Genomic DNA, 21,368 nt, shown 5'->3' on the forward strand with positions numbered 1-21,368 from the left:
AAGCACCGGAACCGACGCGCCTACATCTTGTACTTGTTCTCGTCCACGTTGAGCTTTTCGAGCAGCTCGTTCCACTCCTTGGCGTCGTCGGACTGCAGCACGGGCTTGCCCTCGCCGATGGAGTCGGTGGAGGCCTGTTCCAGCACATCCTCGGCAACGGCGATGGGGGCAGAGGCGCGCAGTGCGAGGGCGATGCCGTCCGATGGCCGGCAGTCGATCTTGCGCACGGAGCCGCCCTGGTCCACCTCAATCTCGGCGTAAAAGGTGCCGTCCTTCAGGGAAACGACGTTGACGGAGAGGATCTTGCCGCCCAGGGACTCAAGGGTGGAGAGGAGCAGGTCGTGGGTCATGGGCCGCGGCAGCTTCACGCCGTTGAGGGCCAGGGAGATGGCCATGGCCTCCATGGCGCCGATCCAGATGGGCAGCGCGGTTTTCTCTTCAAGGTCCTTGAGCACCAGGACCGGGACCTGCGAATCTTCGTCGAGAGCCAGTCCGAATACTTTCATTTCTACCATGGCTCACCTACCAGTTCTCCCAACAGGGAGTGTTTTTTCGCCATGAGGATGCGGGCCCTGGCCAGCGAACCCGAGGCGATGGATTCCGGGTCGCATTCTTCGGGCAGCCGCATGTTGACCACGTGGCCGTATGGGTCCCGGCCGCGTACACAGGCGCTGGTAACGCCGTCGAACTCCGGTCCGGCAGAGGCGGAAGCCGCTTCCTTCCTGGCCGCCGTGCCGGCGTTGTGCCGGGACTCCGGCTGCTTCTTGCTGACGCCTTCAATGAGCAAGAGCGACTCGCTGCCGACCATGTTCGCCAGGGTGCGCGTGGTGAGGTCGTGCTGCAGGGTCTGCAGTCGGGCAAGGCGCTCGGCCTTCAGCTCTTCGGGAATCTTGTCCAGCATTCGGGCGGCGCGCACACCTGGGCGATCAGAATACATGAAGGAGAAGCTTTGGGCAAAGTCTGCTTCTTCCATGGCCCCGAGGGTTTGCAGAAAGTCCTCTTCGGTCTCGCCGGGAAAGCCCACCATGAGGTCCGTGGTGATTTGCATGCCCGGACGCACCTTGCGCAGCCGGCGCACGATGCGCATGTAGCGCTCGCGGTCGTACTTGCGGCCCATGGACTTGAGGATGCTGTCCGATCCGGACTGCAGCGGCAGGTGGAGCGCAGGGCAGAGGGTTTCGAGCTCGCCGAAGGCCTCCACCACCTCGGGGGCGATGTCCTTGGGGTGCGATGTGGTGAAGCGCAGCCGCTCCAGGCCGTCGATGGCCGCGACCTGCCGCAGGAGCTCGGCGAAAGTGGGCTGGCCCGCGCCGGCCGCGTCCTGGCCGTAGCTGTTCACGTTCTGGCCCAGCAGGGTCACCTCGCGCACGCCGCGATCCACCCAGGACTCGCATTCCGCCAGGATGGACGCCGCCGTGCGGGACTTCTGCCGGCCGCGCACATAGGGCACGATGCAGTAGGCGCAGAAGTTGTCGCAGCCCTGCATGATGGAGACAAAGGCCTGGCCGGCGGTCCCCGAGATATCACCATCGCGCGACTCACCAGCCAGGGTGTCGCGCTCGGCGTACTCCTCGGAGAAGTCCACCAGGGAGAGGGAGAGACGGGGCTCGCGCACCAGCCGCTCGATGGCCTGTGGCGCCATGGCCGCGCCGTCCGCGCCGAAGACCAGCCGGACATAGGGGAAACGCTTGGGCAGGGAGTCGCCAAGCTGCTGGGCCACGCAGCCGCCCACCGCCGCAAAGGCCTCGGGATTCCTGTCGAAGATCGAGCGCAGGCGGCCGAGCTGGCTGTACACCTTCTGCTCGGGTTTATCGCGCACGCTACAGGTGTTGAGGATGATAACGCCGGCGTCTTCGGGCCGGGCGGTCTCCTGGAAACCGCGTGCGCGGAGCGATCGGGCGAGCCAGGCCGAGTCGTTGACGTTCATCTGGCAGCCGAACGTGATGATGTGAAAGTTGGGCAGGGATTGAGACATGTAATAACTACTAAGCATCCTTACGCAGAGAGAAAACCCCCTGCGCGGTTGTAAAAATTGAAAGGGTGGGGGCGGGTCAGCAGCTGTCGGTGGAGAGCTCGTCGGGCGCGTCCGCGGAATCGAGCATGGCAAGGATCATGTCCTGGGCCTCTTCCGGAGAGACTGTGTCCGCATCGATAACGAGCTCGGCGTCGGGATTTTCCTCGTATGGGCTGTCCACGCCGATGACCTCGCCCAGGCCGTCCACCTCCTCGCCGGTACGCTGGCGCTCCAGGGCCTTCTCGTACAGCCCGGCCATGACCAGGCCCTCGGGCCGTTCGCCTTCGCGATGCATGGCCGTCTCCAGGGCGCACTTGAGGTAGACTTCGAAAAAGCAGGGGATGAGCTTGCGGGCGTACTGGCGCATGAAAAGCCTGTGGCCGGTGCCGTCCATGACCACGATGAACCCTTTGGCCGCAAGCCGGGTGGCTTCCTCGACGAACTGTGCGTAGGCCGAGCGCCTGTCCTCCGGGGTGTATGTGGGCCGGGGCACGTACTTGCGCCGGCGCTCGTCCATAGAGAGCAGGACCACGGGCTTGGAGCGCGCCACCAGCTCGTCCCGAACCAGACTCGCCACCGTAGACTTGCCCGATCCGGGCAGTCCGGTGATCCATACGACACAACCAGGCGCCATGGCCGCCATCAGCAGCTCCCAACGAGATATTTGTTCACGCACGTCGGATCAAAAACGTCCTCGGCCAATACCCGCTCCATAAACTCGAACAGGCTGCGCCGCACGGCGGGCGGGTGGTTCGGATACCATTCCGGCGACGCCACCACAAGACAGCGGAAGACGAAGAACGGGGCTATGACCTCCAGGATCTCGCGGTCGCCCGTGGCCTCCAGGTACTCCTCAAACAGCACCTCGAAGAGCTGGCGGAAGGGGCCGCTCAGACGCGGCGTCGCATCCGGGTCGTCCGGATGGTCGTCCAGGATGCCGAAGAGCAGGTAGTTCATGGCCATGGAGGCGACGTCGCCGGCAGGCTCGCCCCACTCGCCGCGGCTGCGATCCAGCACACGGAAACCGCCTCGCTCGTCGATAAGCACGTTCCAGGGGTGGAAGTCGCCGTGCACCTCGGCCAGACGGTGGGCGTAGCGCTTCAGCTTCCAGCGCCAGTCGATGAGCCGGCGCTCCAGGGCCTGGAACCGCTCGGGCGGATAGTCTTCGTAGCCCTGGGGATAGGCCTCGTCCACCAGGCCCAATACACACTCGTCCGAGCCGATGAGGTTGCGGATGCGGCGGTAGTACAGATGGGGATCGTCCAGCCGCCGGCTGTGGATGCGCGCCATCCAGCGAGCGGACTCCCGCACCTGGTCCACGTCGGACGGCCGGAAGTCCCCGGCCATGATGCGCTCCAGGTCGCGGTAGTAGTCGTAGCCCGGCAGCTTCTCCACCAGCAGGAAGAACTCCTGCACGTCCCGCACCGGATGGAGCGCGTCGTCCTGGTCGATGTAGCCGAGGGCCAGGGACCTGGCGTGCTTTTCCAGGCCCCCGCCCGTCTCGTGCTGGAACATCAGTATGGCGGCGCGGTCCCAGTAGAACTGGTGGCCGTACTTGTCGCCGCGCATGGTGGAGAGCACCGCCTCCTGCGGCTCGCCGTCGATCTCGTAGCTTACGAGGACAGGCTTGCCATAGCCGAACTGCTTGACGCCCTGTTCGCCCGGCTTGCCGATCTCGCTGATGCCGAGAAGCCGGGCCTTGGGGCCAAAGGATTCCTGCAGGAATGCCTGGAGTTGGTTCGTCTTGAGCTCGATCATGGAGGGGTGCTCCGTGTGTGTCCGGGTCCGGTCCTACCAGGTGCTGCCAAAGGAACGGCCGTAGCGCTCCTTGCAGGCGTCCAGGGTCAGGGTGTGCTCCTGCGTGCCGTGCTGCTCCACGCAGTAGGCGGCGCAGATGGCGCCGATGCGGCAGGAGGTTTCCATATCCAGGCCCTCGGTAAGGCCGTAGATCAGGCCGGCGCGGTAGGAGTCGCCAGCGCCGGTGGGGTCCAGGACCTGCTTGACCGGAGCGGAGGGCACCTCGGTCTCGCCGTTCTCGCCGTAGATGACGGAGCCCTTCTCGCCCAGGGTGACGATGACCGTGTCGGCGCGCTCGCGGATCTCGGCCATGCTCAGGCCGGTGTTCTTGCGAATCATCTCCATCTCGTAGTCGTTGGCGATAAGGATGGTCGCGCCGTTGATGGCCTTGGCCAGGTCCTTGCCGTCAATGGCCGTGATCTGCTGGCCCGGATCGAAGATGTAGGGGATGCCGCACTCCTTGTAACGCTCGGGCAGGCTGAGCATGTCCTCCACGTTGCCGGGGGAGCAGATGGCCCAGGTCTTCTCGATGTGTACGGGATCGATGGTGAACTTGGCCGACTGCTTCATGGCGCCGGGGTTGAAGCCGGTGATCTGGTTGTCCTGCTTGTCCGTGGTGATGTACGCGCCGGCCGTGAGCTCCTCGTCGATGACGCGGATGCCGTCCAGGGGCATGCCCAGCTTGCGCATGTGCTTTTCATAGGGGCCGAAGTCGCGGCCGCAGCACGAGATAACCGTGGGCTCCTTGCCCAGCAGCGAGAGCGTGTAGGCGATGTTGCCGGCCGTGCCGCCGAACTTTTCGGTCAGACCGTCCACCAGGAAGCATACGTTAAGGATGTGCAGCTTGTCCGGCAGGATATGGTCGGAAAACTTACCGGGAAAGGTCATGATGCGGTCGAAGGCTACGGATCCGGAGATGTAGATTGCCATGTACGTTCAGGCTCCTCGTTGTTGGTTTGCAGGCGGACCGGGTCGTGCGGCGGAATCAGACGGTGGTGCGTGTCTGCTCGACTATCCAGTCCAGGAACTCGGGGTTGCCGTCCACGATGGGCAGGGCCACGATGCACGGGACATCGTAGCTGTGCGCCTCCAGCACGGCGGCTTTGAGGTCGTCAAAGCGGTCCGTGGTCGTCTTGGCGATAAAGGCCGTTTCCTGCTCGCTCTGCACCGCGCCTTCCCACCAGAACACGGCGTGCATGGACTCGAAGATGTTGCAGCAGGCGGCAAGCCGCTTCTCGACAAGCATGCCGGCAATGCGGCGCGCTTCATCAAGACTCCCGGCAGTCATGTAGACGATGAGCTGGGACATGAAAGCCTCCTTGCAGGGTTGCGGATTGCGCGTGTATGTCCTCGGTCAATGGACAAATGCGTTTGTACGCTGCCGCCGTGTGCTATACTCAGCCCCGGCAGGGCACGCGGGCCGGGGCGAAACGCAATACGGATACTCCCGCAGTGCGCTTCCGGCGCCGGAAACCATGCCGGCAAGCGCATGCGTACAAAACGAAAATCATCCAACTCATAGCGAAAAATGCGCCGCTTGTCTTCACCGCACGGCGTCGCCCACACGGAGGACGAACTATGGCAGCGACAATCACCCCCTCGTCCGCGCCCGAAACGCGCGCCCAGGAAGTGCTCAAACGGCTCGGCAAACGCTACGCCCACCCCACATCCGCGCTGACCCACCACTCCCCCTGGGAGCTGCTGGTGGCCACGGTGCTGGCCGCGCAGTGCACGGACGAACGGGTGAACAAGGTCACGCCGGAGCTCTTCCGCCGCTGGCCCGACCCCGCTGCCCTGGGTCAGGCCGACGTCGGCGCAATCGAAGAGGTCATCCACTCCACCGGCTTCTTCCGCAACAAGGCCAAGAACCTGAAAGCCACCGGGCAGATAGTGGCCAACGAGTACGGCGGCGAGCTGCCCAAAAGCCTGGCCGAGCTCACCAAGCTGCCGGGTGTGGCGCGCAAGACCGCCAACATCATCCTCGGACACGCCTTCGGCATCAACGAGGGCGTGGCCGTGGACACCCACGTCAAACGCCTCTCCTTCCGCCTCGGCTTCACCGAGTCCCAGGATGTCAAACGCATCGAACGCGACCTCATGGCCGTGTTTCCCCAGGACCGCTGGGGCAACCTCAACCACTACCTCGTCTTCCTGGGCCGCGAGGTCTGCAAGGCCCGCTCACCCCAATGCCCCGAGTGCCCGCTTGAGGATATCTGTCCGAAAAACGGTGTGTAGGGCCGAGGGGTTGGGTTGGGGGACGCTGTACTGCCCCCGTTTTAGCAAGCCTCTTGTAAGGGGAGGTTTGGGTTGAGCAGCTCCTGCTCGACAGCCAGGGGCGTTCGGTAGCCCAACGTCGAGTGCAGGTAGTGCGCATTGTAGTCGTCAATCCAGCGGCTTAGCGCCTCGCAGAAAGCCGTGGGGCTACGCCATTCGTTCACCCACACGAGCTCCTCCTTCAGCGTCCGCATGAAGCGCTCCGTATCGGCGTTGCCCTTGGGGTTGTTGTACGCCGTGAAGGCCTGCGTGATGCCCAGGCAGTGGCATGTCTTCATAAAGCTCAATGATGTCGGCTGGCTGCCGTTGTCCGACATCAGGTGAAGGCCGCCGCCGCGCACGCCCTCGGGGAACTGCCGATTCACGGCCTGGTCCAGCGCCGCGAGCCAGTGCTCTGTCCTGGCTTGCGCCCCGGCGTAATGCCCCACGACCTTTTTGGTGCGCCAATCCAGGACGATCACGACGTACATCCAGCCAAAGCCGTCGATCATGACCTTGGTCATGTCCGTGCCCCACCACTCGTTGGGCCGCGTCGGACGCGGCTTGGGGCGCGAAGGCTTCCGATTGGTCGCGGGCACGGCGCCGCGCTTCACGCAGAGGCCGTGGTCGCGCATAAGCCGGTAGACGCGGTGTTTGCCGATGGACATCGTGTCCACAAAACGCAAGTGGGCCCAGATCCGGCGGTAGCCCCAGTAGGGATGATCCGCCTTGATGGCGCGAATTCTCTGCAACAACAGAGTGTTGCGAGATGCAACTTTGGGGTATGGGCCACGCTTCATTCGAACAGATCGCTTTTTTTAAGCTCCAGAGTCAGCTCGCCCACCAGCCCCTTGAGCCGGGTGTTTTCGCGTTCGAGCTTTGCCGTGCGCCGGGTGTTCTTGTCCGAGATAAAGACCTCGTGGGCCTTCTCCAGCAACTGATCCCGCCACCGGTAGTACATGTTCTGAGTGATGGCATGCTCCGTGCAGATTTCTGTGACGGATCGTCCTCGAAGGCCTTCGAGGACGATCTGGGCTTTCTGTTCCGGGGTCCATTTTCTCAACGCCATGGGAACCTCCTTCTGCTGAAAATCTCAGCCATGGATGCTCCCCTCTGGTCAAGGCTTCTTCAAACTGGGGGCAGTATAACGCTGTCCCCCACGCCCCCTGCCGGGGACCACTGGTCCCCGGACCCCATTTATAGGGTCCAGGGAGCAATGCTCCCTGGCGGGTGCCCGAGGGCGGAGCCCTCGGATAATTCCGAGTACTTGTTTTACTGCGCGGGGACGGAGTCCAGGGAGCCGCCGGCGGCGGCGCTCTGGAGGCGGTGGGTGATGTGGCCGATCCAGCGATCGCGGCGTTCGGAGCCGTCGTTGCCGCGGACGATGCGGAAGATTACGTCGAGGTCGAGGTCGGCGCCGAAGAGCAGGGTGCCGTCCGGCACGCGGCGGGAGATGGTGTAGCGGCCGCGGTTGGGGTCGCGCTCGATAAGCTTGAGCAGGTCGGCGGCCAGGGCGGCGTTGGAGATGTCGCCGGGGCGGTTTGGCGGTGCAGCCTGGGCTGGCGCTCCGGCAGATGTTGAGGCGGCCTGACCCGGTGCGGTCTGGTTCTGGCTGGCCTGGCCTTGCGCGGGGGCTGCGGAGCTCTGCGGCGAGGCGTTGGGCTGGGAGGACTCCTCGGGCAGCGGCGGTTCCAGCGGGTCCTGCACGCCGAAATCCGTGCCGTTGGCCCCGGCGGCGCCGGGCATGGGCGTCTCATTGGAGATGACCGGGCCCTCGGCCTCCTTGCCCGGGGGCGGCATGGTGATGGTGTCGGCCAGGTAGAGCACGCCGCCCAGCAGGATCACCAGGAAGATGAGCAGCCCGCGGCGGGTGCGCCTGCGGCGCATGGGTTCGTCGGCCTCGCCCGGCGTATCGAAACGGACGGCCTTTCTGGGCCGGCTGGCCTGGGCCGCGGCGGACTTCTTGCGGCGGTAGGGGCGGGATTTTTTCTGGGCAGAAGGCTCAGTATCCGGCAAAGGCTCCGGTCCGGCCGGACCTGTTGTCGGGGCCGCGGCATGGTCCACGGTCCGGGCCTCGGGTTTTACTGCGGCCTGCGGCGTTTGAGCGGCTCCGGCCTGTTGCGCTGTGGGGCCGCAGGGCGTTCCCTCGGCCGCCGTGCGGGCGGTCTGCTCCTGGATCATGGCCTTGTGGATGCGCAGCTCCAGCGCCTCGCGCACCGGGTCGGGCGGCGGTTCCCCGTTGGCCCAGCGGTCCTCGGCCGGGTGGTAGCGGAAGGCGGCGGCGCCGATGAGCACCGTGACCCACGGCGTGGTCTCGGGGTCCAGCGGAAAAAAGAGGTCGGCGGAAGCCTCCTTGCCCTCCGGTTCCTGGGGAATGGCGACCGGCACGATGCGCCGGCACAGGGGGAAGCCTTCACGTTGCGCGGCGAGCCGTTTGAGGCGGGAGATGGTGCGCGGCTGCCCGGCCAGAGCCTTGGGGCCGTGCTGCGGATCGCGCGCCAGGGCGTAGACCAGGTGCTTGCAGCAGCGCCGCAAGTCGCCCGCATCGAATCGCGAGCGGTTCTCGCGCCACTCCTCGCAGGTGCACTCCAGAGAGTGGAGGTCGACCTGGTACGAGGCGTCGCGTCCGCTCAGGCTGTCCACAGTTATGGACGGATTCTCGGTGTGCGAATCGTTGCTCATGGCATGGGCCCGGCAGTATTCTCGCGCGGACAGCCCGCTATGGCAAGGGGGCGCGATACAGGGCCGCGTCGTCGATCCAGACCGTGCCCGGGCCTTCGATCACGAGGTTCAGCAGCACCTGGTCCGGGTTCTGGCCTTCTTCCAGGCGGAAGGGCGCGGTTTGCAGCGTCCAGTCCGTATCGCCGGTAACGGCCGTGTCCAGCGCGCGGGAAAAGTACTGGCCGCGTCCCTTGAAGATGCACCACATTTCGATATACGCCGTGCCGGTCAGCCCCTGGGAACGCACCCTGGCCTGGAAGAGCAGCAGGGCGTCCTCTACGTTCAGATTATCCAACGCAAAGAGCCGCACCTTGCTCGGGCCGGATGTCTCCACCCGCAGGCATGCGCCGCCTTCGCAGGCCGGGTCCTTTTCCACGCGCACCAGGTTCGTGTCCACGATGGAGTCCGGCGAATCCATGGAGAAGGATTGGAGACGGACCGGTTCGGGCGGCGGTTTGGAGCATCCGGCAGCCAGAATCAGAACGAAGCAGGCAAGCACAAGCCAGTGACGCGGAGCGCGTTTCGCAGCAAGGTGTCGCATGAACATTCCTTAATATGTAGGGGCGTCGTTAGTTCTCCAGGGGGATGTTGGGGTCGATCTTCCGGGCCGCCGCAAAGTCTCGTTTCGCCCTGGAGTCCTGGCCCATGTCCTGGCGCAGCATGCCGCGGCGTTTGTAGGCCATGGCGTCCTTGGGATTGAGCTTGATGGCCTTGGTGTAGTCCTCCACGGCCTTCTGGTACTCCTGGATCATCTCGTACGCCGCGGCGCGGTTGAAGTAGGCGTCGCCGTACTGCGGATTGAGCTCGATGGCCTTGTCGTAGTCCATGAGAGCCATGCCGTACTGCTTGGACTTGAGCAGGGCGTTGCCGCGGTTCATGTAGGCCAGGGGGTCCTGCGGGTTGAGCTCGATGGCGCGGGAGTAATCGTCCGTGGCTTTTTGCAGTGATCCCTGTAGCTTGTACGCCAGGCCGCGCAGGATGTAGAGGTCCTGGGACTGCGGCGCGAGGAGCAGGGCCTTGCTCAGGTCGGCGATGGCCGCGTCGTACTGGTCCGCGTCGATGTAAGCGTTGCCGCGCTGGGCAAACCCTTGCGCTGCCAGGGCCATATCCTTGTCGGCCGCGGCCTTGTCACCCCTGGCTTGCAGAATCTGAGCACGATTGTAATATATGTCAGGGTCGCCGGGAAGGAGCTTGCTGGCTTGGGCAAAATCGCTCAAGGCCTTGTCTTCATTGCCTGTGTCGTGGTAGCTGAGCGCACGAGCCTTGTACGCCATGCCGGTGTCATGCGGGGAAAGCTCCCCGGAGTCGATGGCCTTGGTGTAGTAGCGGATGGCCGCCTCGTGGGCGCCGCGTCGGGCTGTCTCCAGGCCCACCAGGATGTCGTCCTTGGCGGTGTTGTTCTCCTGGGCGCGCGCCGGCGACGCGGCGACAAGGCAGGTGGCGACCAGTGCGAGCACGAACGCGCCGGTCAGCACAAGGGTGCTTGCGGCAGAATGGTTCCATGCACGAACGTTCAATATACAAAGGATACGCTCCATGAAAATCGCTCCTCGAAGAAGTCTGGCTGTGAGCAGGATACGGCCGTGTTGTCGAACCATTCATGTACCCCACTGTTCGGGTTCGGGCAATGGGGTGCTGTACGATATGCGGCTGCTAATCCTGGGTCTGGCGCTGGCGTGCGCCGCGTTCCTCGCCGTGGGCGGGTGCTCCGTGCAGGAGCCGCTCGTGGGCGACGGCGGCGAAGACGCCAACGTGGATCGCGTGGACGGGCGCGAGGTCATGGTCTGGCGGCCGGCATCCTCGGGGCCGCATCCCACCATTGTGTTCCTGCACGGCAGCGGCTGGGAGCCGGCGGATGTGGAGCGCATCACCGGCCTGCCGTCCCACGCCACGTACGAAGGCTACCTGGTGCTGGCGCCGCGGGGCACGGGTCCCGAGGGCGGGGCCACCTGGAACGCCGGCAACTGCTGCGATCCGGCACTTTCCAAAGGCGTGGACGACGTCCAGTTTATAAAGGATGTTCTGAATCATTATTATGACACGGGCGAGGCGCGCCAGGGCAAGGTCTTTCTGGTGGGCTTCGGCGCCGGCGGCAAGATGGTCTACCAGGCGGCCTGCGGCGGAACCAAGTGGCTGGCGGGCATGGCCGTGGTGGGTGGCACGCTGGAGTCTCCGGGCTGCAATCCGGCCGAGGCGCTGCCGCTCATGGTCATCCATGGACTGAAGGACGAGTCCGCGCCGTACTTTGGCGGACCGGTGCCCAATCCGTGGGACGGCCGCCAGCGGGTGGACAACTCCGTGCTTCGCTCCACGGCGTACTGGGGCAAGCTGGCCAACTGCGACGTGGAGCCCTCGCGGGACTCCGGCGAGGGCTGGGTGGAAGATCGATTCGACATGTGCCAGGATGATCTGGTAGTGAGCCTGCTCACGGTGACGGAAGGGGGCCATGCCTGGCCGGGCGGACGCCAGGTCGAGCCGGACGCGCCGCAGCCCTCCAGACGTCCGGACGCCACGGCGCGCATCCTTGAATTTTTCTCGGCCTACCGCTAATTTTTCAGTAAAAGAGGGGTTGACGGTCGGCCGGAGATGGGGCATATACCCCTTCTTCCAACAACGGAGCTTTTACCATGTATGCCATTATCGAGACCGGCGGAAAACAATATCGGGTGGAGCAGGACCAGGTGATTCGTGTGGATCGGCTTGAGGCCGAGCCCGGCGCGGAAGTGACCCTGGACAAGGTGCTCATGAAGGGCGGCGACGCTGTCGAAGTCGGCGCGCCCTATCTGGACAACGCCAACGTGACCTGCGAGGTTGTGGACCACGGCCGCGGCAAGAAAGTCGTGGTGTTCCACAAGTGGCGTCGCAACGACTCCCGCAAGAAGCAGGGCCACCGGCAGAGCTACACCACTATCAAGATCAAGGCCATCAACTAACGGGTTCATCCTTACGGACCCTCACGGAGGCAGGCCATGGCACATAAAAAAGCAGGCGGCAGTTCCAGAAACGGCCGCGACTCAGAAGGTCAAAGAAGAGGCGTTAAGCGCTTTGCGGGCCAGCAGGTGAAGGCGGGCAACATCCTCGTCCGTCAGCTCGGCACCAAGTTCCACCCCGGCGAGAACGTCGGCGTGGGCCGGGACTTCACGCTGTTCGCACTTATCGACGGCGTGGTCCGTTTCGAGAAGTATCGCCGCAACCGCAAAGTCAAGACGCGTATCTGCATTGACCCCGCCGCGTAAGCGGGATTTTTGCGCATATTTCCGTTCGTGACGGGGGTGGAGGGCGCCAGCGCTCTCGCACCCCCTTTTCATGTCCAGAGCCGGGTTCTTCCGGCGGGATTCATTCGCCATGCGATTCGTCGATGAAGCCGTAATCACTGTCCGCGCAGGAAAAGGAGGCAATGGCTGCCTCTCCTTTCGTCGTGAGAAGTTTGTCGCCAAGGGCGGACCTGACGGCGGCGACGGCGGCGACGGCGGCGATGTCGTTTTTCGCGCCACCGAGCGCCTGCTCACGCTCTACGACTTCCGGCTCAAGCGGATGTACGAGGCCGAAAACGGCAAGCCCGGACAGGGCCAGCAGAAGTACGGCCGCGCCGGCAAGGACCTCGTGATCGAGGTGCCGGTGGGCACGCTCGTCTACGAGCTGCCCAGGGATGACGATGAGCTGGCCAAGGCCGGACTGGGCACGGACGGCTACGCCGGTATGGAGCGCGACGGCGCCCTGGTCTACGAGCTTCCGGACGAGGATGAGGACGACGAGTCCGAAGAGCGCGTCAAGGAAGGGTTGCTCGTGGCCGACCTGGACCACGACGGCGCCGAGTACGTGGCTGCCGAAGGCGGCCGCGGCGGGCTCGGCAACATCCATTTCAAGTCCTCCACCAACCGCGCGCCCCGGCGCACCACGCCCGGCCGGTTTGGCGAGGACAAGCGGCTGCGCCTGGAGCTCAAGATCCTGGCGGACATCGGCCTCATCGGCCTGCCCAACGCGGGCAAGTCCACCCTCATTTCCGCCATCTCCGCGGCGCGTCCCAAGATCGCCAACTATCCCTTCACCACGCTCACGCCCAACCTGGGCGTGGTCGAGTCCGACTCCGGCGAGCGCATGATCGTGGCCGACATCCCCGGCCTCATCGAGGGCGCCTCCCTGGGCCACGGGCTGGGCCACTCGTTCCTCAAGCACGTGGAGCGCACGCGCTGCCTTGTCCATATGCTGAGCGTGGAGGACGTGCCCGAGGACGGCGACGTCATGGCCGGGTTCAACCTGGTGGACGACGAGCTCGCCGCCTTTGACTCCATTCTGGCCGCCAAGCCGCAGATTCGCGTGGTGAACAAGATCGACCTCATCGACGAAGAGGAGCTGCGCACCCTGCGCGAGCGCTTTGACAAGGCGGGCGTTCCGGTGCATTGCATCTCGGCAGTCACTGGCGACGGCGTTTCCGAGCTTGTGGCGGAGATGCAACGCCTGGTCCGTGAACTGTCCAAGAGCGAGGAAGACACAGAACCATGAGCGAGGACGACCGTTCCAGCCATCTGTCAGGCGTGCGCCGTGTGCTCGTCAAGATCGGCAGCGCAGTCCTGACGCATCAGACCAAGCGGGGCCTGGAGCTCGACAACCTGGTTGTGGAAAGCCTGGTGGCGCAGATAAGCGAACTTCACGACAGGGACATGGATATAGTGCTGGTCAGCTCCGGCGCGGTGGCCGCCGGCCGCGGCGTGATCTGCATGAGCGACGAGTGCCCCGACATCCATGGCCTGCCGGACCGTCAGGCAGCATCCGCAGTGGGCCAGAGCCGGCTGATGCACGCCTATGACCAGGCCTTTGCCCTGCGCGGCAAGGTCAGCGCGCAGATTCTGCTGACGCGCGACGACCTGCAGAGCCGCCGGCGCTACCTCAACGCGCGCAACACCTTTGGTGCGCTGCTGGAGTGGCGCGCCATCCCCGTGGTCAACGAGAACGACACCGTCGTGGTGCGGGAGCTGGAATTCGGCGACAACGACCACCTCGCCAGCCTGCTGCTGAACCTGGTGGAGGCCGACCTCTTCGTCAATCTGACCTCGGCCAAGGGCGTGTTTACCAAGAATCCGGACCAGCATCCGGATGCGGAGCCCCTCTCCTGCATTTCGGACATCGCCTCCCTGAATTTGAACGCCTCCTGCGGCGGCAAGACCACGGTCGGCTCCGGCGGCATGTACTCCAAGCTGCTGGCCGCCCGCCGGGCAGCGCGCCTGGGCGTGCCCACCCTCATCGTCTCCGGCCGGGAGCCGCAGGCCCTTATCCGCGCCATCAACGGCGAGAATATCGGCACCTGGGTGACGCCGGAAAAGAAGAGCATGTCGCGCCGCAAGTTCTGGCTGGCCTACAACCGGGAGCCCAGCGGCTCCATTTATGTGGATGACGGCGCTGTACGGGCGCTGCGCGAGCGGGGCAAGTCCCTGCTGCCCATCGGCATTACGGATGTGCGGGGCAACTTCGCCCGCGGGGCCGTGGTGCGCATACTCACCGAGGACGGCGGGGAAGTGGCCATCGGCATGGCCAACTACCGCGCCGCCGAGCTGCGGCGCATCATGGGGCTGAAAACGGACGCCATCGAGGCGGTCCTGGGGCCCGGGCTCTACAGCGAGGCTGTGCACCGCGACAACATGGTCGTGGATTGCAACACCGAAAAGCCGGAAGACGATACCGCCTATTAAAGGATCAGCAGTCTGATGTTGAAGAAAATACTCGGAATCACCTTGCGTTGGGGCCTGATGGGCCTTTGTCTGTTCTTACTTTTTCGGGGGCTCGACTGGACCGAGTTCTGGGTATCGCTCAAGAAGCTGGGCTTTCTGCCGGTCATCGGCGCCGTGTTGTTCAGCCTTATCCAGTACATTCCCGTGGCCATGCGCTTCAACTACCTCACGAAGTTCCGCGCCGGCTTTGTCACCGCGTTGAAGGCCAGCGTGTTCTGCCTGGGCATCAACAACCTGTTCCCGGCCAAGCTGGGCGAGGTGGCCAAGGCGTTCTACCTGCGCAAGAAAACCGGCATCCAACTGGGCGAGGGCCTGGGCCTGATCTTCTGGGAGCGGCTTGTCGACCTGAACATGCTGATGGTGGTGGGTCTGGTGGCCGCCGCCTCCCTGGGCAAGGACGAGGGCGTGCTGCTCCTCTCCCTTGTCGTGGTTGGCCTCTGGGCGTTCGTCATCGCGTTGCGCATCAACTTCAAGGTCCACGACCTGGTGCTCAAGTTCGTGCCCGGACAGAGCCTGAAGCTGGTGGCCAGCGACGTGATGCACCAGCTGCACAACGGCATGAATCCGGTCTTCTTCCTCTCACTCTTTCTGTACAGCCTGGTGAGCTGGTTTCTGTTCGCGGCGATGTACTTCGTGGTTCTCTGGGGCGTGGGGCATCTGGACATCAGCGCCGTGCAGGTGATCTCGGTGTTCGCCATCGCTACGCTGGGCTACGCCGTGCCGGCGTCTCCGGGCGGCATCGGCATCTTCGAGTGGGCCTTTGTCACTACCCTGGGCGCCTTCGGCGTGACCAAGGGGCCGGCCCTGGCCTGTGCGCTGGTGATGCGCTTCTGCATCTACGTGCCGCCGGTGCTGGCCGCGTTGTGGGTCATGGCGCAGTCCGGCATGAGCCTGAAGGGCATCCGCGAGCAGCAGGCCGAAACCCTGTAGCACGCAGGCTGCCGACAGAGGGCCGCGAGCTGGTTCCTTTGTCAATTCATCCTTACGTACAAAAAGTACGCGTCGTCCTTGAACTTTATTTGTGCCTTGCTCTCCACCTTTTCTAAAGCATAGTAAGCTTGAGAAGGTGGAGATGCCTGTATGTATTTATCTGAAACAGTCGTGAATTGTTTCAGGTGGATGTCTTGCCCAAGATAAAAATGCGCGAAGCAGCCTGCCAGATTGCACGATGTGATTAATCTGGGGCGCCGCAAGCGCCATTGGTTCTCTCGCAAAGGAGGACGACAGTGCGCGAACCGATTGCGCCGCCTGTGATCATGACCATCGCCGGGTCCGACTCCGGCGGCGGAGCAGGAATCCAGGCGGACCTCAAGACCATAGCCGCCAACGGCGGATACGGCGTCAGCGTTATCGCGGCGCTTACGGCGCAGAACGGGCTGGGCGTAACGGGCATCCACGCGCCGCCGCCGGATTTCGTCGCCCTGCAGCTTTCCACGGTGCTGGACGGCTTTCCAGTAAGGGCCGCCAAGACGGGCATGCTCTTCTCCGCGGCCATCATCGAGGCCGTGGCCGAGATTCTGGAGGCGCGCAAAGATTTTCCCCTGGTGGTCGATCCCGTCTCCATCAGCCAGAGCGGCCACCGTCTGCTCGAAGAATCGGCCATCCAGGCGCTGATGACGCGTATGCTGCCCCTTGCCGCGTTGGTTACGCCCAACCGTCCGGAGGCCGAGATGCTCTCCGGCGTAGAGATTGCCACGGCAGAGGATGTTGCGACCGCCGGTCGCCGTATTTTGAGCCTGGGGCCCGAAGCCGTGCTCATCAAGGGCGGGCATATAACCGCCGCCAGGGAGGCGGAGGCCCTGCGCGACTGGCTGGTGCTGCCGGAAGGCGAGGTGCACGAGCTTGTCCACCCGCATGTGACGACGCAGAACCTCCACGGCACGGGCTGCACTTTGTCCTCGGCCATTGCCACCTTCCTGGGCGCGGGCGTGGAGCTGCCCGAGGCCGTGAGGCTGGCGCAGGAGTACCTCAGTGCCTGCCTTGCCGCCGGATACGCGCCGGGCGAGGGCGCCGGTCCGCCCGACCATATGGCCGCCATCCGGCCGCTGCTTGGAGATTGATAAAGAAAGCGCCCGCCTTCCGCATAGAAGCGAAAGACGGGCGCCGGTGTTTCCAAGGGCTTGCGCAGCTTAGGGGGCTGCGCTGATGGTGCTCACGAAGTCGATTTTGGCCCAGTCGTAGTATGTGTTTATGGTTTCCCCGTCCTTGCTGGTGACGATGCGCACGAACTCTTCGCCAAGGAAGATGACCGCATCGGTATACACAGGGCCGGCGTTGATCTGCAGCTTCACTTCCTTGCGCAATTTGCGGGAGAGCGTCCCGTGAACGGGCATGGACGCGTATTCAAAGACTTTTTCCCAGGTCGCTTTCATCAGCTTCTCCTTGAGTAACAGGTGCGTATGTACAGCCTGGCAGCTGCGTGATAATACTCCATGCCTATTATCTACACGGTAACAGGTTCGATTACAAGGCGCTTTACATAAATGTCTAAAATGCAGACAAGGCGCCGGGGTGGACCCGTGCGCTGACACGCGTTATCATCCTGTGTAGTTGTTCGGCGATTTCGCTACTCAACAAACAATCCGTCAGTATACGAGAAGTCAACAATGCCCCTCTTCGCCTCCCCGGATGGATCCGCCAGCCCAATTGAGTTGCCGCCTCTCGGCCAGCGGAGCGACGACTTTACGCTGAAGCGCCAGAAGGAGATGTTCACCAGCTCGCTGCCGGCTGCGTTGCTGGATACTGTGCTCAGCTTTGTCCTCGTGCTCAACAAGACGAGGCAGATCATCTACGCGAACAAGAATTTTCTGGACTTCCTGGGTATTGAAGATCCGGCGGATATCGTGGGCAGGCGTCCGGGCGAGGCCCTGGGATGCGAGGGCGCAACGGAAGGCCACCTTGGCTGCGGAACGGCGGAGCGGTGTTTGCGCTGCGGCGCCCTGACCGCCATTGTGGAAGGGTTTCGCAAGGGCGAAGCCACGCATGAGGTGCGCATCTCCCGCCACGGCCCGGAAGGGTTGGAGGCGTTCGACTTCCGCGTTTCGGCTACGCGGCTGCACCTGGACGACGAAGAGTTCCTGGTCTTTGCCGTGGAGGATATCTCCAACGAAAAGCGCCGCCGCATTCTGGAGCGGATTTTCTTTCACGACCTCATGAACACTGTGGGCGGGCTGCGCAACCTGGTGGAGTACCTGACCGACGAGCTGCCCGACGAGCATCGCAAGCTGGCGCTGATGATCCACGACGTGTTCAAGAACATGGTGGACGAGATCGAAACGCAGAAGCTCCTGCTGGCCGCAGAGACCGGCGACCTGCATGCGAACTACCTGCCGGTGATCACAAGGGATCTGCTTCTTTCCGTCAAAAAGGGTCTGGAAAACCACGATGTGGCGATGGACAAGGAGATTCGCCTGGACGAGGACAGCGCTGTTGTCAGCATGATTACGGATGACAGCCTGGTGCGCCGTGTGCTGGTGAACATGCTCAAGAACGCCCTGGAGGCCGAGTCGGGAGGCAACACGGTGACCATGGGCTGCACCTATGACGAAGCCGCAGAGGCTGTGGTTTTCCGGGTGCACAACCCCACGGCTATGTCCAGCGACGTCAAGCTGCAGATATTCCAGCGGTCGTTCTCAACCAAGGGCCTGGACCGCGGCATCGGCACCTACTCCATCAAGCTGCTCGCGGAGCGCTACCTGGGCGGCACGGTGTGGTTCACGTCTACGCCGGGAGAAGGCACGACATTCTACGCCCGCTGGCCCAGACGTCCTGTCGCGACAGCGGGGGAGTAGGCCGACTCAGAACTTGCCGGCCGCGCGCCGGAAGGCGTCGGTGACTTCTTCCAGAGCCCGCTGCAACCCGCCCTTGATCTCGCGCAAAGCGCCGCCGCCCGCATGGGCGTACCCTTCGAGCTTGCCCATGAGCTCGTTGTAGGACTGCGTGTATCCGGCGATCTTCTTGGAGTAGTACTCGCGGGACTCGGTGCTGCGGATGTCCATCTCGGATTTCGTCTTTTCCAGGGATGAACGCATCTTGTGTATCTCGCGGGAGATGCGCTTCCAGTTCCAGGAGTCGGACGTACGGATTCGCTCGGAGAACTCCTTGCCAGGGCTGAAAGCGGGGCGGCTGTGCTCCGGAATGATGATGGGGTCGCCGGTCTGCGGATTGCGGCCTTTTTTTGCGGCCATGGGCCGGACCTCGAAGGTTCCGAAGTTGCGAAGCGCCACATGGTCCCCGGCGGCAAGGGCTTCTGTAATGGAGTCGGTGATGGCGTCCAGGACGTCGGCAGCCTGCTTCTTGGATTCGAAACCGACCTCATCGTGAATCAATTGTATCAGATCCTCTTTGACCATATCGCACTCCTTTTCGACAGAATATACATCAGTTATCCAAAAAATCCAACGGAATCGGCGGTTGCGCGTGTAAAAAAGTGCATTGGCGCGGGGTAGGGTTGGGATGGCGCGCCTTCAAAAAAGTGAGATATATTGGAATGTTATGCGAGAGTTGTTTTTGTTGATTAATGTAGGTTTCAGTTGACATCAGTTGTTTCAAAGTGATAACTGCTGATTGAAGTGTAGTACGGTTGAAAATCGGTATGGTTACTTTGGGTGGAACGCTCACGAGCACATAGTTTCCTACCCCCAGCGGATGCATGGAAGAACGCACTGTCTTTACCTTGAAGCAGGCCGCCGAGCTGCTCAATTGCCATACCGAGACGTTGCGCCGGGCCATCAAGGACGGTCACTTGTTCGCCGCGAAGATCGGCAAGGAGTATCGGATCTCCAAAACCGATCTCGAAGATTACTGGACAGCCAAGGGCGGCGGCGCCCTGTTCGACGATTCGCCCAGGCCGGAGCGGCCGGCTGTCAAAAATAAGAAGGACAAGGGCGGCCCGGAACAGTTCAAACTGCCCACATGAAGCCGCACCGCAAGGAGGGTGACACAATGGAAGAAAAACGCGCACAAGACTCGGGTGCTTTTGAAGAGATCACCCTGGTCAATGATGCTGGGGCCAGCCTTGTCTTCCGCGGCAGGGTCCAGGCTGAGAATTCCTTCTACGATGGGGATTCCGGCACGCTCACGGTGCAGCGGCTCTATGTCACCAGCGACGGCCACCAGGCCTACTCCGTCGTCAGCGGCGCCGGCGCCTCCAAGGAACGCCGCGCCTACATCATCAAGCGCGAAGGCCAGCTCTGCCGCATCAACAACGGCCTCTTCGACGTCACCATCAACGCTGCCGATCTGCTGACGGCGGTCAAGGGGCTCTGCGGTCTGCAGGACGATGCCGGCCAGGCCGAGTTCCTTGGCGAGGCGCTCTCGAAAGACATCGCAGCCAACGAGTAGCATTGGCTGTCCATCGTGTCGCCGGTGTTACGGATTATGCCGAACATCCCGGCTGCTTGCGCTTTTCCCAAATCGTGATATTTCGAAAAAGAAGCGGGTAAAGCGCCGTGAAACGTGGTATACAGTTTCATGGTGCGGGTGTGCCCGCGTACTGACCGGATATCGCATGACTACAGCGCGCGCGACAGCGAGGAGAGGACAATGCCTGTCAGCAAGAAGTATCTGAAATCCAAGCCTGTTTGCAAAGTGACCTTCAAGCTTCCCAAGGAAGCCTCCGAGGGTGTGGATAAAGCCAGCCTTGTCGGCGACTTCAACGACTGGGACAAGGATGCCGCGCCCATGAAGAAGCTCAAGACCGGCGGCTTCACGCTCACGCTCGATCTGGACGTGGGCAAGGAGTACCACTACCGTTTTCTCATGGATGGCGAGAAGTGGGAGAACGACTGGGAAGCTGACAAGTATGCGTACAGCCCGTACGCCAGCGCCGACAATTCCGTGGTCGTCGTCTAGGCTCGGGGAAGTCGCCGTGCGCGGCCGCCTTTGAATGGCGGCTGCCTCATTGGCCGTATGCGGCCACGATGCATGTGGCGGTGCACCGGTAGCGCCGACGTTGCATCTGTCTGCGCCGATTCCGGAGCCATCGTTCAAGTCCGCTCCGATCTTGCTGGAGTATTTTTCGGGTAGAAGCGCATGAGCAAGAACCTTCGAGCACCAGACGCCTCCGGCGAGGAGATAGACGCAGCCGCCGTGCTCGCACGCATGCTCGATATCACCGGCGCGTCTTCCCAGACAGAGCTCGCCGATATCCTCGGCGTGGGCAAGGCCGCCATCTCCGACGCCAAGACCCGCGGCGCCGTGCCCGCCTCCTGGCTGCTCAGGCTCAGCCGGTCCCCATACAACGCCAATCCAGTCTGGCTGGAGCTCGGCCTGGAGCCAAGGCGCATCCAGACGCGCTCCGCCGCGCAGGATTCCACGCCGCCCCTGCTGCGCGCCGCCATGGCTCCGCAGCCCGAGGCTGGCGAGAGCTCTGTCCCCCAAAAGCCGCAGCAATCCGCCCAGAAATCATCCACTTCCCATGGCGCGGTGCCCGTGGCCCGGCTGGCCCTGGCTGCGCGCGGCGACGCCCTGGCTCTGGATGGCGCGGCCGTCTCGCCGTTCACCTTTGCACCGTCGTTCCTGGAGAGCCTGGGCGATCCTTCGTCCATGCGCCTGGTGGGTGTGGAGCACGATGGGGCCGTGCCGGGCGGCTCACGCGGGGACTGGCTGCTGGTGGACGAGTCGCGCACGGACATCCTGGAGGGAGCCCTGCATGTGCTGCGCCTGGGACCGGACGTGGTGGTGCGGCGGATACGGCGGAAGGCGGACGAGATCGTCCTCCTGGCGGATGAGCGCGAGGAATGCCTGCCCGCCATACGCCACGGGCTCGATGTGCTGGGGGTTGTGGTCTGGGCCGGCCGGAAGATGCCATAGCCCGGGCCGTTGCCGGCCGTGGTGACGACGAAGGAATGGCGCCG

At 63.5% G+C, this 21,368-nt stretch carries 26 protein-coding genes; 13 read left to right on the forward strand and 13 right to left on the reverse strand.

What is annotated here, in order from left to right; genetic code table 11:
* Positions 1-20: 20 nt before the first annotated feature.
* The 6 genes from E8L03_RS17910 to cutA form a co-directional block, all read right to left on the reverse strand.
* Entirely contained in the window at positions 21-515 is a 495-nt protein-coding gene (locus E8L03_RS17910; RefSeq protein ID WP_144305107.1) for a bifunctional nuclease family protein, read from the reverse strand.
* Positions 509-1,975 carry a tRNA (N6-isopentenyl adenosine(37)-C2)-methylthiotransferase MiaB gene (miaB, locus tag E8L03_RS17915; protein WP_235896574.1) on the reverse strand — a complete coding sequence of 489 codons (1,467 nt, stop codon included), beginning with the start codon at positions 1,973-1,975 and terminating at the stop codon, positions 509-511. The genes E8L03_RS17910 and miaB overlap by 7 nt, the downstream gene beginning before the upstream one ends.
* 76 nt (positions 1,976-2,051) lie before the next feature.
* Positions 2,052-2,657, reverse strand: coding sequence for an adenylyl-sulfate kinase (locus tag E8L03_RS17920; protein ID WP_171268082.1), 606 nt, complete (start codon positions 2,655-2,657; stop codon positions 2,052-2,054).
* A complete protein-coding gene (locus tag E8L03_RS17925; protein WP_171268083.1) occupies positions 2,657-3,772 on the reverse strand; it encodes an aminoglycoside phosphotransferase family protein in 1,116 nt (371 codons plus the stop codon). Before E8L03_RS17925 ends, E8L03_RS17920 begins: the two co-directional genes overlap by 1 nt.
* A gap of 33 nt (positions 3,773-3,805) precedes the next feature.
* Positions 3,806-4,741, reverse strand: coding sequence for a carbohydrate kinase family protein (locus E8L03_RS17930; protein ID WP_144305104.1), 936 nt, complete (start codon positions 4,739-4,741; stop codon positions 3,806-3,808).
* Positions 4,742-4,796: 55 nt separating this feature from the next.
* Entirely contained in the window at positions 4,797-5,120 is a 324-nt protein-coding gene (cutA, locus tag E8L03_RS17935; protein WP_144305103.1) for a divalent-cation tolerance protein CutA, read from the reverse strand.
* A gap of 269 nt (positions 5,121-5,389) precedes the next feature.
* On the opposite strand from cutA, the gene nth reads away from it, so the two are divergent.
* Positions 5,390-6,046: an endonuclease III gene (gene nth / locus E8L03_RS17940; RefSeq protein WP_144305102.1), complete on the forward strand. Its 657-nt coding sequence runs from the start codon at positions 5,390-5,392 to the stop codon at positions 6,044-6,046.
* 41 nt (positions 6,047-6,087) lie between these two features.
* Here nth and E8L03_RS17945 read toward each other — a convergent pair whose 3' ends face one another.
* The 5 genes from E8L03_RS17945 to E8L03_RS17965 form a co-directional block, all read right to left on the reverse strand.
* Complete coding sequence (locus E8L03_RS17945; protein WP_171267907.1) at positions 6,088-6,819, reverse strand: IS3 family transposase; 732 nt, start codon at positions 6,817-6,819, stop codon at positions 6,088-6,090.
* Between the two features lie 41 nt (positions 6,820-6,860).
* Positions 6,861-7,133, reverse strand: coding sequence for a transposase (locus tag E8L03_RS17950; protein ID WP_171267906.1), 273 nt, complete (start codon positions 7,131-7,133; stop codon positions 6,861-6,863).
* Between the two features lie 203 nt (positions 7,134-7,336).
* Entirely contained in the window at positions 7,337-8,746 is a 1,410-nt protein-coding gene (locus tag E8L03_RS17955; RefSeq protein ID WP_171268084.1) for a hypothetical protein, read from the reverse strand.
* Positions 8,747-8,783: 37 nt separating this feature from the next.
* A complete protein-coding gene (locus tag E8L03_RS17960; RefSeq protein ID WP_171268085.1) occupies positions 8,784-9,326 on the reverse strand; it encodes a hypothetical protein in 543 nt (180 codons plus the stop codon).
* A gap of 28 nt (positions 9,327-9,354) precedes the next feature.
* Positions 9,355-10,323, reverse strand: a complete 969-nt coding sequence (locus tag E8L03_RS17965) for a tetratricopeptide repeat protein (protein WP_167512429.1) — start codon at positions 10,321-10,323, stop codon at positions 9,355-9,357.
* 106 nt (positions 10,324-10,429) lie between these two features.
* Here E8L03_RS17965 and E8L03_RS17970 point away from each other — a divergent pair, with 106 nt between their 5' ends.
* The 7 genes from E8L03_RS17970 (at position 10,430) to thiD (ending at position 16,571) form a co-directional block, all read left to right on the forward strand.
* The gene (locus E8L03_RS17970; protein ID WP_171268086.1) at positions 10,430-11,335 is read left to right on the forward strand and encodes a CE1 family esterase; all 906 of its coding nucleotides are present in this window, start codon (positions 10,430-10,432) and stop codon (positions 11,333-11,335) included.
* Positions 11,336-11,412: 77 nt separating this feature from the next.
* Positions 11,413-11,718: a 50S ribosomal protein L21 gene (rplU, locus tag E8L03_RS17975; protein ID WP_144305097.1), complete on the forward strand. Its 306-nt coding sequence runs from the start codon at positions 11,413-11,415 to the stop codon at positions 11,716-11,718.
* Positions 11,719-11,754: 36 nt separating this feature from the next.
* Entirely contained in the window at positions 11,755-12,021 is a 267-nt protein-coding gene (rpmA, locus tag E8L03_RS17980) for a 50S ribosomal protein L27 (protein ID WP_144305096.1), read from the forward strand.
* A gap of 109 nt (positions 12,022-12,130) precedes the next feature.
* On the forward strand, positions 12,131-13,288 hold the full coding sequence (gene obgE, locus E8L03_RS17985) for a GTPase ObgE (protein WP_144305095.1): 1,158 nt from the start codon (positions 12,131-12,133) through the stop codon (positions 13,286-13,288).
* Positions 13,285-14,472, forward strand: a complete 1,188-nt coding sequence (gene proB, locus E8L03_RS17990) for a glutamate 5-kinase (RefSeq protein WP_144305094.1) — start codon at positions 13,285-13,287, stop codon at positions 14,470-14,472. Before obgE ends, proB begins: the two co-directional genes overlap by 4 nt.
* Before the next feature lie 15 nt (positions 14,473-14,487).
* Complete coding sequence (locus E8L03_RS17995; RefSeq protein ID WP_144305093.1) at positions 14,488-15,441, forward strand: lysylphosphatidylglycerol synthase transmembrane domain-containing protein; 954 nt, start codon at positions 14,488-14,490, stop codon at positions 15,439-15,441.
* A 326-nt stretch (positions 15,442-15,767) separates the two neighbouring features.
* On the forward strand, positions 15,768-16,571 hold the full coding sequence (gene thiD, locus E8L03_RS18000; RefSeq protein ID WP_171268530.1) for a bifunctional hydroxymethylpyrimidine kinase/phosphomethylpyrimidine kinase: 804 nt from the start codon (positions 15,768-15,770) through the stop codon (positions 16,569-16,571).
* A gap of 69 nt (positions 16,572-16,640) precedes the next feature.
* Here thiD and E8L03_RS18005 read toward each other — a convergent pair whose 3' ends face one another.
* Positions 16,641-16,883 carry a hypothetical protein gene (locus E8L03_RS18005; protein WP_144305091.1) on the reverse strand — a complete coding sequence of 81 codons (243 nt, stop codon included), beginning with the start codon at positions 16,881-16,883 and terminating at the stop codon, positions 16,641-16,643.
* Between the two features lie 234 nt (positions 16,884-17,117).
* Between E8L03_RS18005 and E8L03_RS18010 the strand changes: the two genes are divergently transcribed.
* Positions 17,118-18,302 (forward strand): PAS domain-containing sensor histidine kinase, encoded by a 1,185-nt coding sequence (locus tag E8L03_RS18010; protein WP_171268087.1) that lies wholly within the window; start codon positions 17,118-17,120, stop codon positions 18,300-18,302.
* Positions 18,303-18,308: 6 nt separating this feature from the next.
* Here E8L03_RS18010 and E8L03_RS21125 read toward each other — a convergent pair whose 3' ends face one another.
* Complete coding sequence (locus tag E8L03_RS21125; RefSeq protein WP_144305089.1) at positions 18,309-18,863, reverse strand: HU family DNA-binding protein; 555 nt, start codon at positions 18,861-18,863, stop codon at positions 18,309-18,311.
* Between the two features lie 299 nt (positions 18,864-19,162).
* Here E8L03_RS21125 and E8L03_RS18020 point away from each other — a divergent pair, with 299 nt between their 5' ends.
* From E8L03_RS18020 to E8L03_RS18035, 4 genes are all read left to right on the forward strand, one after another.
* A complete protein-coding gene (locus E8L03_RS18020) occupies positions 19,163-19,429 on the forward strand; it encodes a helix-turn-helix domain-containing protein (RefSeq protein WP_171268088.1) in 267 nt (88 codons plus the stop codon).
* Positions 19,430-19,455: 26 nt separating this feature from the next.
* A complete protein-coding gene (locus E8L03_RS18025; protein ID WP_144305087.1) occupies positions 19,456-19,854 on the forward strand; it encodes a hypothetical protein in 399 nt (132 codons plus the stop codon).
* Positions 19,855-20,055: 201 nt separating this feature from the next.
* A complete protein-coding gene (locus E8L03_RS18030) occupies positions 20,056-20,364 on the forward strand; it encodes an isoamylase early set domain-containing protein (RefSeq protein WP_144305086.1) in 309 nt (102 codons plus the stop codon).
* A 180-nt stretch (positions 20,365-20,544) separates the two neighbouring features.
* Positions 20,545-21,324, forward strand: a complete 780-nt coding sequence (locus E8L03_RS18035) for a LexA family transcriptional regulator (protein ID WP_171268089.1) — start codon at positions 20,545-20,547, stop codon at positions 21,322-21,324.
* Positions 21,325-21,368: the final 44 nt, after the last annotated feature.

The organism is Oceanidesulfovibrio marinus (assembly GCF_013085545.1).
Lineage (GTDB): Bacteria > Desulfobacterota > Desulfovibrionia > Desulfovibrionales > Desulfovibrionaceae > Oceanidesulfovibrio > Oceanidesulfovibrio marinus.